12 protein-coding genes and 2 pseudogenes are annotated in these 12636 nt (G+C 66.8%); 4 read left to right on the top strand and 10 right to left on the bottom strand.

Annotation, left to right across the window (positions count from 1 at the left end; genetic code table 11):
* Nucleotides 1-4: 4 nt before the first annotated feature.
* From AC5Y5E_RS15350 to fadD3, 3 genes and pseudogenes are all read right to left on the bottom strand, one after another.
* Nucleotides 5-952: an acyl-CoA dehydrogenase family protein gene (locus AC5Y5E_RS15350; RefSeq protein ID WP_499903811.1), complete on the bottom strand. Its 948-nt coding sequence runs from the start codon at nt 950-952 to the stop codon at nt 5-7.
* A complete protein-coding gene (locus AC5Y5E_RS15345; RefSeq protein ID WP_499903810.1) occupies nt 952-2085 on the bottom strand; it encodes an acyl-CoA dehydrogenase family protein in 1134 nt (377 codons plus the stop codon). The genes AC5Y5E_RS15350 and AC5Y5E_RS15345 overlap by 1 nt, the downstream gene beginning before the upstream one ends.
* A gap of 1 nt (nt 2086) precedes the next feature.
* Nucleotides 2087-2527, bottom strand: a pseudogene (gene fadD3, locus AC5Y5E_RS15340) (3-((3aS,4S,7aS)-7a-methyl-1,5-dioxo-octahydro-1H-inden-4-yl)propanoate--CoA ligase FadD3); the annotation flags it as partial.
* A 221-nt stretch (nt 2528-2748) separates the two neighbouring features.
* Here fadD3 and ipdE1 point away from each other — a divergent pair.
* Nucleotides 2749-3897: an acyl-CoA dehydrogenase IpdE1 gene (gene ipdE1 / locus AC5Y5E_RS15335; protein WP_499903809.1), complete on the top strand. Its 1149-nt coding sequence runs from the start codon at nt 2749-2751 to the stop codon at nt 3895-3897.
* A gap of 28 nt (nt 3898-3925) precedes the next feature.
* Nucleotides 3926-4714 (top strand): (5R,7aS)-5-hydroxy-7a-methyl-1-oxo-2,3,5,6,7,7a-hexahydro-1H-indene-carboxyl-CoA reductase, encoded by a 789-nt coding sequence (gene ipdF, locus AC5Y5E_RS15330; protein ID WP_499903808.1) that lies wholly within the window; start codon nt 3926-3928, stop codon nt 4712-4714.
* 10 nt (nt 4715-4724) lie between these two features.
* On the opposite strand, the pseudogene AC5Y5E_RS15325 reads toward ipdF, so the two are convergent.
* The 4 genes and pseudogenes from AC5Y5E_RS15325 to AC5Y5E_RS15310 all read right to left on the bottom strand — a co-directional run.
* Nucleotides 4725-4931 (bottom strand): annotated as a pseudogene (locus AC5Y5E_RS15325) (hypothetical protein); the annotation flags it as partial.
* Nucleotides 4855-5031 carry a hypothetical protein gene (locus tag AC5Y5E_RS15320; RefSeq protein WP_499903944.1) on the bottom strand — a complete coding sequence of 59 codons (177 nt, stop codon included), beginning with the start codon at nt 5029-5031 and terminating at the stop codon, nt 4855-4857. The pseudogene AC5Y5E_RS15325 and the gene AC5Y5E_RS15320, both read right to left, overlap by 77 nt.
* A 63-nt stretch (nt 5032-5094) precedes the next feature.
* Entirely contained in the window at nt 5095-6738 is a 1644-nt protein-coding gene (locus tag AC5Y5E_RS15315; RefSeq protein ID WP_499903807.1) for a PPE family protein, read from the bottom strand.
* 290 nt (nt 6739-7028) lie between these two features.
* A complete protein-coding gene (locus AC5Y5E_RS15310; protein ID WP_499903806.1) occupies nt 7029-8651 on the bottom strand; it encodes a PPE family protein in 1623 nt (540 codons plus the stop codon).
* A gap of 236 nt (nt 8652-8887) precedes the next feature.
* Here AC5Y5E_RS15310 and kstR2 point away from each other — a divergent pair, with 236 nt between their 5' ends.
* Both kstR2 and fadA6 read left to right on the top strand, forming a co-directional pair.
* Nucleotides 8888-9490, top strand: a complete 603-nt coding sequence (kstR2, locus tag AC5Y5E_RS15305) for a TetR family transcriptional regulator KstR2 (protein ID WP_499903805.1) — start codon at nt 8888-8890, stop codon at nt 9488-9490.
* A 4-nt stretch (nt 9491-9494) separates the two neighbouring features.
* Entirely contained in the window at nt 9495-10655 is a 1161-nt protein-coding gene (gene fadA6, locus AC5Y5E_RS15300) for a steroid 3-ketoacyl-CoA thiolase FadA6 (protein WP_499903804.1), read from the top strand.
* Between the two features lie 73 nt (nt 10656-10728).
* Here the strand turns inward: fadA6 and AC5Y5E_RS15295 are convergent, their stop codons facing one another.
* From AC5Y5E_RS15295 to AC5Y5E_RS15285, 3 genes are all read right to left on the bottom strand, one after another.
* The gene (locus tag AC5Y5E_RS15295) at nt 10729-11469 is read right to left on the bottom strand and encodes a hypothetical protein (protein ID WP_499903803.1); all 741 of its coding nucleotides are present in this window, start codon (nt 11467-11469) and stop codon (nt 10729-10731) included.
* Nucleotides 11466-12113 (bottom strand): SatD family protein, encoded by a 648-nt coding sequence (locus tag AC5Y5E_RS15290; RefSeq protein WP_499903802.1) that lies wholly within the window; start codon nt 12111-12113, stop codon nt 11466-11468. Before AC5Y5E_RS15290 ends, AC5Y5E_RS15295 begins: the two co-directional genes overlap by 4 nt.
* A gap of 69 nt (nt 12114-12182) precedes the next feature.
* Nucleotides 12183-12605, bottom strand: a complete 423-nt coding sequence (locus tag AC5Y5E_RS15285; RefSeq protein ID WP_499903801.1) for a nitroreductase family deazaflavin-dependent oxidoreductase — start codon at nt 12603-12605, stop codon at nt 12183-12185.
* Nucleotides 12606-12636: the final 31 nt, after the last annotated feature.

Here is a 12636-nt window from a genome sequence, read left to right as displayed (position 1 = left end):
CGAGTCATAGCGCCTCCAGGACTCGGCGGCGATGCGCCTCGGGCGTACCCCAGGCCGAGCGTAGTGCCTGCACCCGCAGCAGCCACAGCGACAGGTCGTGTTCCTGGGTGAAGCCGATCGCGCCGTGCGTTTGCAGCGACGCGCGCGCCGCGAGCAGGGCCGCCTCGGATGCCGCCGCCTTCGCCGCGCTCACGTCGCGCGGCTCCAGCGACAGCGCCGCGCCGTACACGAGGGGGCGGGCCAGCTCGATCGCGATGTGCACATCGGCCAGCTTGTGCTTGATCGCCTGATAGGACCCGATCACCCGGCCGAACTGACTCCGTTGCTTGGCGTAGTCGACCGCGCCGCTCAGCAGGGCCTCGGCGGCGCCGACCAGCTGCGCCGCGGTGGCGAGCGCCCCGAACTCGTAGGCGCGCATGACGTCCGCTTGCCAGGGCTCACCGGTCGCGGTGACCTCGTAGAGGCGGCGGCTGGGGTCGACGGACTCGTAGGGGGCCGCCGGCCCCCCAACTAGCGCAGCTTCGGTGACACCAGCGTCGGTGGCCAGCAGCAGCAGCCCGGCCGTGTCGGCGTCGACGGCGCGCGGGGTGTCCGGCGGCATTGCGACGCTGGCGATGAGCTCGCCGGCGGCCAGGCCCGCGCAACGCTCGTCGTCCGCCAGCAAAACCGGTGCCACGGCAATGGATTCGGCCACCGGGCCCGGGACGCACCAGCGCCCGAGGCGTTCGATGGCGACCACCAGATCGACGGGATGGGCCTCGATGCCGTCGAATTTCTCAGGAACGGCCAGCGCCGTGACGCCGAGGTTGGCCAGCTGCTCCCACACCTTGCGGCCGGGCGCGGTGTCGCCGGCCGACCATGCGCGGATCGCGCCCGGCAGGTCCGCGGCGCCCAGCGCCGCGTCGATGCTGGCGGCGAAGTCGCGTTGTTGTTCGTCTAGTGCGAAGTCCACTATCGCTTCTCCCGGGGCAGGCCCAACAACCGTTCGGAGATGATGTTGCGCTGAATCTCGTTGGTGCCGGCGTAGATCGGTCCGCCCAGCGCGAACAGCAGCCCCTCGGTCCACGAACCGGCGAGCTCGCCGTCGGCGCCCAGCATGTCGAGCGCGGTCTGGTGTATCGCCACATCGAGGTCCGACCAGAACACCTTGGTCACCGACGACTCGGCGCCGAGTTCACCGCCGGCGGCCAGCCTGGTCACCGTGCCGAAGGTCTGCAGGCGGTAGGCCTGCGCGTTGATCCACGCGTCGGCGACCCGGTCGGCGAATCCCGCCGGGCTGCTGCGGTCCTTCCACAGCCGCACCAATCGCTCGGCCGCCGCCAGGAAGCGGGCCGGGCTGCGCAGCGACATGCCGCGCTCGTTGCTCGACGTGCTCATGGCCGCTCGCCAGCCGTCGTTCGGGGTGCCGATCACGTCCTGGTCGGGAACGAAGACGTCGTCCAGGAAGATCTCCCCGAAGCCGGTGTCGCCGCCGAGCTGGACGATCGGCCGGACGGTGACGCCCTGGGCCTTCAGGTCGAACATGAGGTAGGTGAGGCCGTTGTGCCGCTCGGCCGCGGGGTCGGAGCGGAAAAGGCCGAATCCCATCTCCGCGAACGGCGCCCGTGAGCTCCAGATCTTCTGGCCGTTGAGCAGCCAGCCGCCGTCGGTCTTGGTGGCGGTGGACCGCAGCGACGCCAGGTCACTGCCGGACTCGGGCTCCGACCAGGCCTGCGCCCAGATCTGTTCGCCGCTGGCCATTTTCGGCAGGATCCGGTCGAGCTGCTCGTCGGTGCCGTGTGCGAACAGCGTCGGGGCCAGCATCGAGGTGCCGTTGGCGCTGGCCCGCCCCGGCGCCCCGGCACGAAAGTACTCCTCCTCGAACACCACCCAATGCAGCAGCGGCGCGTCGCGGCCGCCGTACTTCTCCGGCCAGGTGATCACCGACAGGCCGGCGTCGAACAACACCCGGTCCCAATGCCGGTGTTGTGCGAAGCCTTCCGCGTTGTCGTAGGACTTCGTCGGGATCGAATCGGCGTTGGCCGCCAGGAAGTCCCGGACTTCGGCTTGGAAGACAAGCGTCTCGTCGTCTAGTTGCAGATCCAATTCAGGCCAACTCTCGCAGTTGTGGTTTGACCACCTTGCCGCCGGCGTTGCGCGGCAATTCGTCGACGAACCGCACCGACCGCGGCGCCTTGAAGTTCGCCAAATGCTCACGGGTGTAAGCGATCACCGATTGCTCGTCCAGGTCGGAACCGGGCCGGGGCACCACGAACGCGCGCCCCACCTCGCCCAGTCGCTCGTCGGGTACCCCGATCACCCCGGCGTCGGCCACCCCGTCCGTCCGGGCCAGGACCTGCTCGACCTCGGCGGGGTAGACGTTGAACCCGCCGCAGATGTACATGTCCTTGAGCCGGTCGGTGATGCGCAGGTTGCCGGCCTCGTCGATGGCGCCGATGTCTCCGGTGTGTGGCCAACCGTCGGCGTCGATGGCGGCGGCCGTCGCGGCCGGGTCGTCGAGGTAGCCCAGCATCACGTTCGGACCGGCGGAGGTGAAGGTTCGCTCGTCTGTGATCAGCGCGTCGTGGTCGGGCAGCTGGTGCGCCAAACGATCCAGCGCCGCGGGCACGGTGCGGGGATCGTTCGTCATCGGGTGCTCCTCTAGGACCGCTCGGGGCCTGATCGCCCGGTTCCTCCACACGCCGCTGCGCGGCGCGCATCGTCGCCCGGGCCACCAAAGCAAGTGCTTGGTAGGTTAGCCTACAGGGCATGCAGGACGTCGAGGAGTTCCGGGCCGAGGTCCGGCAGTGGCTCGCCGACAATCTGGTCGGCGAATTCGCGACCCTCAAGGGCCTCGGCGGCCCCGGGCGCGAGCACGAGGCGTTCGAGGAACGCCGGGCGTGGAACCAGCACCTCGCCAAGGCCGGACTGACCTGCCTGGGCTGGCCGGTCGAGCACGGCGGCCGAGGGTTGTCGACCGCGCACCGGGTGGCGTTCTACGAGGAGTATGCGAAGGCGGACGCGCCGGACAAGGTCAACCACTTCGGTGAGGAGCTGCTCGGTCCGACGCTGATCGCATTCGGGACGCCCGAGCAACAGCAGCGCTTCCTGCCGCGCATCCTCGACGTCACCGAGCTCTGGTGCCAGGGCTACTCCGAACCCGGCGCCGGCAGCGACCTGGCCAACGTCTCGACGACCGCCGAACTCGACGGCGACGAATGGGTGATCAACGGTCAGAAGGTGTGGACTTCGCTGGCGCACTGGGCGCAGTGGTGCTTCGTGGTCGCCCGCACCGAGAAGGGGTCCAAGCGGCACGCCGGGCTGTCGTATCTGTTGGTGCCGCTGGAGCAGCCCGGGGTGGAAGTGCGCCCAATCATCCAGCTGACGGGCGACTCGGAATTCAACGAGGTGTTCTTCGACGACGCCCGCACCGACGCGTCGTTGGTGGTCGGCGAGCCCGGCGACGGCTGGCGGGTCGCGATGGGCACCCTGACCTTCGAGCGCGGCGTCTCGACGCTTGGGCAGCAAATCCGCTACGCCCGTGAGCTTTCCAACCTGGCCGAGCTCGCGCAGCGCAACGGCGCCGCCGATGACCCGTTCATTCGCGAGCGGCTGACGCGGGCGTGGACCGGGCTGCGGGCCATGCGTTCGTACGCGCTCGCCACCATGGATGTCGAGCAACCCGGCCAGGACAACGTGTCGAAGTTGTTGTGGGCCAACTGGCATCGCGCCCTGGGCGAGCTGGCGATGGACGTGGTCGGCAGGGCCGGGATGGCGCTGCCCGACGGCGAATTCGACGAGTGGCAGCGGTTGTTTTTGTTCACCCGCGCGGACACCATCTACGGCGGGTCCAACGAGATCCAGCGCAACATCATCGCCGAGCGGGTGCTCGGCCTACCGCGAGAAGTCAAGGGATGAGCGCTTGCGCGAAGATGCAGGAGGAAGCATGAGTCTGTCCGAAACTCCGAAAGAAGTTGCCGGGCACGGCCTTCTGGACGGCAAGGTCGTCGTCGTGACCGCCGCGGCCGGAACCGGGATCGGTTCGGCCACCGCCCGGCGAGCCCTGGCGGAGGGTGCCGACGTGGTGGTTTCCGATCACCACGAGCGGCGGCTGGGGGAGACCGCCGACGAACTCGCGTCGCTCGGCCTTGGCCGCGTCGAGAAGGTGGTGTGCGATGTGACGTCCACCGCCCAGGTCGACGCCCTGATCGACTCCACCACCGCGCGCATGGGTCGCCTCGACGTGTTGGTGAACAACGCCGGGCTGGGCGGGCAGACCCCGGTGGTCGACTTGACCGATGACGAGTGGGATCGCGTGCTGGACGTCACGCTTACGTCGGTGTTCCGCGCCACCCGCGCGGCGCTGCGGTATTTCCGCGACGCGTCGCACGGCGGGGTGATCGTCAACAACGCCAGCGTGCTGGGGTGGCGCGCGCAGCACTCGCAGTCGCACTACGCCGCGGCGAAGGCGGGGGTGATGGCGCTAACCCGTTGCAGCGCAATCGAAGCCGTGGAGTACGGCGTCCGGATCAACGCCGTCTCGCCTAGCATCGCGCGGCACAAGTTTCTGGACAAGACGACGTCGGCCGATTTGCTGGACCGGCTGTCCGCCGGCGAGGCGTTCGGCCGCGCCGCCGAGCCTTGGGAAATCGCGTCCACGATCGCATTTTTGGCCAGCGACTACTCCAGTTACCTGACTGGAGAGGTGATTTCGGTCTCCAGCCAGCATCCGTAAGCAGATCGGCTCACTGGCGGGCGAGGTTGAACAGGCCCGCGATTCCGGTGCCGATGTTGAGCAGGCCCGAGTTGAAGCCACTGGCGACACCGCTCGGCGAGGCCTCCAGAGGGCCCGTGACGCCGATGTTGAAGCCCGAGTCACCGCTGCCCGTGTTCCCGAAGCCCGAGTTGGCGAGGCCGGTGTCGGTGCTGGACCCGATAGCCGTGTTCACGTCCGAAGTTGTTGTTGCCGGTGGTGCCCATGCCGACCCACGCCGCCGCCGCACCCAGCATCGGTGCCGGCCCGGCGCCCCCGAACATCAGAAGCGAGTTGATTTCCGGCAGGACGATGATCGCTGGTGTTGGTCAGCGAAGTGATCGACAGGGGTGCGGAAACTCCTAACCCGCGAACACTCGAGCGAGGCTGAAGAGACCACCAAAATCGGTGCCTGTGTCGAAGAATCCCGATAGCGAGCCACGGAAGGCGGGGTTGAATGTCGGCACCCCGGTATTGCCGATGCCCGACATCGCGCCCCCGCCGTTGACGGTGTTGGAGAATCCCGAGGCAAATCCGCTGGTGGCCGTGTTATTGAAGCCCGAGACGTTTGTACCGGTGTTGTTGAAGCCGGAGTGGCTGGCGCCGGTGTCGGTGGTGAAACCGAAGCCGGTGTTGACCAGGCCCGAATTCCACGCGCCCGTATTGACGTTGCCCGAATTACCCCAGCCCGTGTTGACGTTGCCCGAGTTCCAGAAGCCGGTGTCGAAGGCGCCGCCGTTCCCGAAGCCGGTGTCCAGCCCGCCCGAGTTCCCGAAGCCGGTGTTGACGTTGCTCGAGTTCCCGAAGCCGAAATTCCAGTCGCCCGCGTTCCCGAAGCCGATGTTGCCGGCGCCCGAGTTCGCGAAACCAAAGCTGTTGAGGTGACCGGGCAAATGGGTGTTGCTGCCCGTCGAGAACAGGCCGATGTTGCCGTTACCCGAGTTGAAGAAGCCGATGTTGCCGGTACCCGAGTTGCCGAAGCCGATGTTGCCGGTGCCCGAGTTCAGCCCGCCGAAACTGAACTGGTTTGTTGCGGTGTTGAAAAAGGTGTTGCCGATCCCGATTTCGTTGTCACCGGTGAGCCCGAAGCCGACGTTGTTGTTGCCGGTGTTTCCGCCGCCGATGTTGTTGTTGCCGGTGTTTCCGCCGCCGATGTTGAAGTTGCCGGTGTTTCCGCCGCCCCGGTTCCCGTCCCCGGCGTTGCCGAGGCCCCAATTGTTGCTGCCGGCGTTGCCGACGCCAACGTTGTGGCCGGCGTCGGTGAACGAGCTGGGGTTAGTGCCGTTGCCGAAACCGATGTTTCCGTTGCCCTGGTTCCCACTGCCGATGTTTCCACTGGCCGTTACACCGGCAAAGCCGTTGCCGCCGCCGATGTTGTTGTTACCGGTGTTTCCGCTGCCGAGGTTGGCAATGCCGGTGTTGCCGTTGCCCACGTTGGCGTTTCCCTTGTTGCCGGTGCCGAGGTTGGGCAGCGTGGCAAGGATGTCCTGCAGCGTCTGCGCGGGCACCAACCGCGCTGCCGCCGCCGATACCCCGCCGTGATAGCCGACCATCGCCGCCACGTCCTGGGCCCACATTGCCTCGTACTCGCCCTCGAGCTGGGCGATGGCGGGCGCGCTGAGGCCGAACCAGTTCGACATCACCAGCTGCACAAAGGAATTGCGGTTGAGCTCGACCATGAGCGGCTGCACCGTCGCAGTCCGGGCCGCCTCGAAGGCGCTGACCACGGCGCGGGCCTGCCCGGCCGCACCGGAAGCCTGTGCCGCCGCGGCGCTCAACCATCCGCTATAGGGCGCGGCCGCGGCCGCCATCGCCTGGGATGCCGGGCCCTGCCAGGCCTGGCCGGCGAGGCCGGAAGTCACCGACCCAAACGAGGCCGCCGCCGCACCCAACTCGGAAGCTAACCCGTCCCAGGCCGCCGCCGCCTCCAGCATGGGTGCCGAACCGGCGCCACTGAACATCAGCAGGGAATTGATCTCCGGCGGCAACACGGCAAAATTCGCCATTCTGGCCTCCTACCCGTTTTCCGCCGGACATCGAGGTGACCGGTGGTCGATTCGGAATCGAGTAATCCTGCACAAATGCTACGACCGCCGCCGCGTTGACACCGGGCTTTCGCGTGCCCGTTACGTCCCTGCCGATCCAGCACCCGCGAGGAGCTAGGCAACAGCGCATTGAGGCTGAAAATGCCCGATAACAGGCTGCCGATGTTGAGCAAGCCTGAGCCATCGCCGGCCGTTTCCCGATACGACGACTCGGCCGAGCTGCTCGACCGCGGCGGCAATGAGCTGATCGGCTACAGGCGGGCGAGGTTAAACAGACCCGCGATACCGGTGCCGATGTTGCCCAACCCGGAGAGATCGCCGCTGAAGGGGCCGCTTCCGGCGCCGATAATGGGACCCTTGACGCCGGTGTTGAAGAAGCCCGAGACATCGCTGTTGCTAACCGAACCGCCGGTGACTTTGTTGAAGAGGCCCGAGACGTCTCCGTTGAAGGCGCTGCCGCCGCTGGCCGAGTTGAAGAAGCCCGACACAAACTGGCCCGTGTTCCCAAAGCCCGATTCACCCTTACCGGTGTTGTTGAATCCCGAGTTCACCAGGCCGCTGTCGGTAGTGAACCCGGCGCCCGTGTTCACGTTGCCGGAATTCAAGAAACCCGTGTTTGTACTGCCCGAATTCCCAAAGCCCGTATTGACGTCGCCCGCATTCCAGAAGCCAGTGTTTGCGTCGCCCGAATTTCCGAAGCCTGTGGCGGTGTTGCCCGAATTCCCGAAGCCGCTGTCGAACTGGCCCGCGTTCCCGAAGCCCGTGCCGAGAGTATTCGAGTTGCCGAACCCGAAGTTCAAGACGCCGGAGTTTCCGATGCCAATGTTGTTGATGCTGCCCACAACTCCAGCCCCACCCGGCACAAGGGTATTGACACCCGAGTTGAAGATGCCGATGTTGCCGCTGCCCGAGTTGAAAAAGCCGATGTTGTTCGTGCCGGAGTTCCCGAAGCCGATGTTGCCGGTGCCCGAGTTCAGCCCGGCGAAAGCGAATTGACCGGTCGCCGGGTTGTAATAAGCATTCCCGATACCGATCAGATTGTTACCCGTAAGGCCGAAGCCGGCGTTGCCGTTGCCGGTGTTCCCGCCGCCGATGTTCGCGCTGCCGAGGTTGCCCAAGCCGAAGTTGCCGTTGCCCTGGTTACCGATGCCGACGTTATAACCGCCCGGATTTCCGGTCATCATGCTGGCCTCGCCGAAATTCCCAAGGCCGATGTTGGCGTTGCCGACGTTTCCGCCGCCCAGGTTGGAATTGCCGGTGTTTCCGCTGCCGAGGTTGCCGCTGCCTTTGTTGCCGCTGCCCAGGTTGAAGTTGCCGAGGTTGCCGATGCCCAGGTTGGGCAGCGTGGCGAGGATGTCCTGCAACGTCTGCGCGGGCACCAATTGTGCGGCCGCCGCCGACACCCCACCGTGATAGCCCACCATCGCCGACACATCCTGGGCCCACATCGTCTCGTAGGCGCCCTCAAGTTCGGCGATCGCCGGTGCGTTGAGCCCAAACCAGTTCGACATCACCGCCTGTACAAAGGAATTCCGGTTGGCCGCCACCGCCAGCGGATGGATCGTTGCCGCCTGCGCCGCCTCGAACGCACTGGCCACCGCCTGCGCCTGTCCGGCTGCGCCCGCGGCCTGGGCGGAGGCCGAGCTGAGCCAACTCGCATATGGGCCCGCGGCAGCCGTCATTGCCTGCGATGCCGGCCCCTGCCATGCCTGACCCGCCAGCCCCGAGATCACCGACGAAAACGATTCCGCCGCCGTCCCCAGCTCATCGGCCAGACCGTTCCATGCCGCCGCGGCCTCGAGCATCGGCGCAGATCCGGCGCCGCAAAATATCCGTAAAGAATTGATTTCCGGGGGTAACACCAAGAAGCTCATGACCGTTGACCTCCACGCTTCCACCCATTTATCGGCATCGGGGCCGGCCCCGACGTCGGGAGATTACGACGCTGCCGGGGAGTTTCTCCCGGTTTTGCTGAAATTCCTCTCAGTTCGAAACCCGCGAATCCTCCGTTACCGTGGCGCGGAACGTGAGCTACCGAGGCCGCGTCGGTAATTGGGGCCCACCCGCGCCCTAGCTGGCCGAGCAAGCGCTTGGTTGATACCCTGATCCGGTGGACCGAGTGACCGGTCAGGCTAACAGCCGGCGAGACGAGTTGCTTGCGCTCGCCGCGACCATGTTCGCCGAGCGCGGCTTGCGCGCCACCACCGTGCGCGACATCGCCGATGGCGCGGGCATCCTGTCCGGCAGCCTGTACCACCACTTCTCCTCCAAAGAGGAGATGGTCGACGAACTCCTCCGCGATTTTCTGGATTGGCTGTTCGCCCGCTACCGGGAAATCATCGATAGCGAGCCCAACCCGCTGGAGCGGCTCAAGGGGCTGTTCATGGCGTCGTTCGAGGCGATCGAGGATCGCCATGCGCAGGTCGTCATCTACCAAGACGAGGCCAAACGCCTCCTGTCGCAGGCCAGGTTCTCCTACATCGAGGACATGAACCGCCAACAACGCAAGATGTGGGTCGAGGTGCTCAATCAGGGCATCGACGAGGGCTGCTTCCGGCCCGACCTCGATGTCGACCTCGTCTACCGTTTCATCCGTGACACCACCTGGGTGTCGGTGCGCTGGTATCAACCCGGCGGACCGCTCACCGCGCAACAGGTGGGTCAGCAATATCTCGCCATCGTCCTTGGCGGCATAACCAAAGAAGGAGTCTGACACAATGGCTGAGGCGTACGTCATCGACGCAGTGCGCACCGCGGTCGGCAAGCGGAACGGTGCACTGGCCGGGGTGCATCCCGTCGACCTGGGAGCCTTGGGGTGGCGCGGACTGCTCGACCGCGTCGACGTTGATCCCGCCGCCGTTGAAGACGTGATCGCCGGCTGCGTCGACGCCATCGGCGGGCAGGCGGGCAACATCGCCCGGCTCTCCTGGCTCGCCGCGGGCTATCCCGAAGAGGTGCCGGGTGTCACCGTGGACCGGCAGTGCGGTTCCAGCCAGCAGGCGATTTCCTTTGGTGCGCAAGCGATCATGTCGGGAACGGCGGACCTCATCGTGGCCGGCGGCATGCAGAACATGAGCCAGATCCCGATCTCGTCGGCGATGACCGTCGGTGAGCAGTTCGGGTTCACCTCGCCCACAAGCGAATCCAAGCAGTGGCTGCACCGCTACGGTGACCAAGAGATCTCGCAGTTCCGCGGCTCGGAGATGATCGCCGAGAAGTGGAACCTGTCGCGCGAGGAGATGGAACGGTTCGCGCTGACCAGCCACGAGCGCGCGTTCGCGGCGATCCGCGGCGGGCACTTCGAGAACGAGATCATCACCGTCGAAACCGAATCCGGCCCGTTCCGGGTCGACGAGGGTCCCCGCGAGTCGTCGTTGGAGAAGATGGCCGGCCTGAAGACGCTCGTCGAGGGCGGCCGGCTGACGGCGGCGATGGCCAGCCAGATCTCCGACGGTGCCAGCGCGGTGTTGCTGGCCTCCGAGCGGGCCGTCAAGGACCACGGATTGACACCCCGGGCCCGCATCCACCACATCAGCGCCCGCGCCGCCGACCCGGTGTTCATGCTGACCGGGCCGATCCCGGCCACCCGCTACGCGCTGGAAAGGACCGGGCTCTCAATCGAAGACATCGATACCGTCGAGATCAACGAGGCGTTCGCGCCGGTGGTTCTCGCGTGGCTCAAGGAGATCAAGGCCGACCCCGAGAAGGTCAACCCCAACGGCGGCGCGATCGCCCTCGGTCACCCGCTCGGCGCCACCGGGGCCAAGCTGTTCACCACCATGCTCAACGAGCTCGAGCGCATCGGCGGCCGCTATGGTCTGCAGACGATGTGCGAGGGTGGCGGCACGGCCAACGTCACGATCATCGAACGGCTCTAGCCACTGCGCCGAGCGTGCATTCTGCGACGCTTCACCGGCGTGTCGCGTCGTGAATGGCACGCTCGGCGTTGGGTTACCGGGCGCCCAGCACCAGCGCGATTCCGCCCAGGGCCAGCAGCCAGCTCGTGAAGCTGCCCACCAAAAAGTATTCGGTCACCTCGTCGATGCCGACATCACCATTGCGGTTCTTTTGGGCGCTCAGCTCAGGGAAGCGGATGATGCCCTTGGCCGCGACGACAGCGCTCGCCGCGGCCACCTGCCCACCGACGCCGAGGCTCAGGATCAACAGGCGCTCCATCGGGCCCAGCAGCCGGCCGCCCTTGAGCCGGTCCGACGGCTGCGGCTCACCGGCCGGACGCACCGCACCCACCGAGCCAAGCACCAGGCGCACCAACTGATTTCCGGAGGCGAACTGCACCAGCACCACGGCGACGATCATCAGCAGGCGGGTGGGCGTCACGTGGCTCAGCGGCAGCTGCACCCAGCTCGACCACCGCGCGATCAGGCCGTTCACCGCAGAGGACCATCCGGACAACCCGATCAGCAATACCAGCGTGGCGGCGAACACGGCCAACGGCGCCGCTTGTCGCTTGCCGCTGCGCTCGGCGCGCAGGCAGAGCCACTCCCAAGCGACGGCCGCGGCGGCCGCCAGCACGAGCAGCGGGATATCGCCGCGATGCCACAGCGCACCCAGCGCGGCGCAGCCCGCCACCACGATCGGCGCGACCATCGGGGGGAGCCAGGCCGCGCGGACCGCTCGTCGGCACAGGTCGGCAATCCCGACAGCGATCAGCAGGACCGCGACCGCACTCATGGCAAGCTCCGAAGATATTGGGAGGCACGGACAATCAGGTCCAGACCGTCACGAGCCGCCCGCTGGGACACCGCGGAAGGGCTGATGCCCTCGGCCGCGGCGAGCTCCTTCTTGGTCCGGCCCGTCATCAAGCCCCTCACAATCCGTAACGATCTTTCATCGAGCGATCCAAGCAGATGGTCCCGACAAATCAGCGCCGCGTTGACGGCCGCGACGTCGGCGCGCGTGCCCTCGTCCGCCCGGAAGGTGGTGCGCACCAGCGTGAACCCGGGCTGCCGCTGGGCCTCCGCCGTCTGCTGGATGGCGGCCCGCGCGGTCCACCAGCCCGGCCCATCCTGGATCCCGGCGTCGGCGTCGAGGATGGCGACCGTCCCCCAGCCGATGCCGAACCGGACGTCGGTCTCGGGGGCAAGCAGCAGGCGCACCGTCAACGCGGCGTCGATGGCGGCACCGAGGCTGGGGTAGCTGCCCTGAAACTCATCGCCGACGGTGAAGGCGGGTGGGTCGAGGGCACCGTCGGCGACCTGCCGCAGAGCGGTGGCGACGCGCCGATGCAGCGCCGGCCGGTCGCGGGCGCGCCTAGACCCGACGACGTCGCCGATCAGTGTCGCGCGCAGTGAAGGCGCCGACTTCACCAGAGTCATATGAAGACTATAGCTTCATTCCCGGTATATTTAGGAATTAACTTCATCGAGTGGTGGCGATAACGCCGCTCAGCTCGTCGATTGGTCCTTGAGTCTGAGGTACCCGTCGATGCCGACTCGCTCGAACGTGCGTCGGCGTTGGGCCGACAGCATGGGCAGCGCCGTCGCCGCATCGATGATCTCGGGCTGTGCCACCTCGTAGTCTTCGCCCCGCGACGAGATGGTCGCCCGCCCCGCCGCGCGGATGTTCTGCAACCAATCCACGTCGGTGCCGTAGGGCAGCGGTATCACGAAGCCGTCGGCGATGCGCTCGGCTACCACCGGCGTGGTGTACTGCTTGCCGGAGCGCCGCCCGGTGTGCTTGATCGCGGCTGCGTACCAGTGCTTGTGGCCGGCCAGCTGCACCATCAGCGGATTGAGCAGGTATTTGTTCGAAGTACGAACGGCGTTCAAGAGCGGAGTGGGCCAGGATCCCGGTGCCAGCGTCATCATCCATCCAGGATGACGCCCCGTCCCGCTCGGC

It is taken from the genome of Mycobacterium sp. NGS54, assembly GCF_059812465.1.
The sequence above is the reverse complement of the archived record's forward strand: the minus strand, read 5'-3'. Positions and strand labels throughout refer to the sequence as shown.

Coding starts and splice junctions, on each gene's coding strand:
- ipdF (WP_499903808.1), top strand. CDS start 3,926: ATGAGTCTGTCCGAAACTCCGAAAGAAGTTGCCGGGCACGGCCTTCTG.
- fadA6 (WP_499903804.1), top strand. CDS start 9,495: ATGGCTGAGGCGTACGTCATCGACGCAGTGCGCACCGCGGTCGGCAAG.
- AC5Y5E_RS15285 (WP_499903801.1), bottom strand. CDS start 12,605: ATGATGACGCTGGCACCGGGATCCTGGCCCACTCCGCTCTTGAACGCC.
- AC5Y5E_RS15315 (WP_499903807.1), bottom strand. CDS start 6,738: ATGGCGAATTTTGCCGTGTTGCCGCCGGAGATCAATTCCCTGCTGATG.
- AC5Y5E_RS15290 (WP_499903802.1), bottom strand. CDS start 12,113: ATGACTCTGGTGAAGTCGGCGCCTTCACTGCGCGCGACACTGATCGGC.
- AC5Y5E_RS15295 (WP_499903803.1), bottom strand. CDS start 11,469: ATGAGTGCGGTCGCGGTCCTGCTGATCGCTGTCGGGATTGCCGACCTG.
- AC5Y5E_RS15310 (WP_499903806.1), bottom strand. CDS start 8,651: ATGAGCTTCTTGGTGTTACCCCCGGAAATCAATTCTTTACGGATATTT.
- ipdE1 (WP_499903809.1), top strand. CDS start 2,749: ATGCAGGACGTCGAGGAGTTCCGGGCCGAGGTCCGGCAGTGGCTCGCC.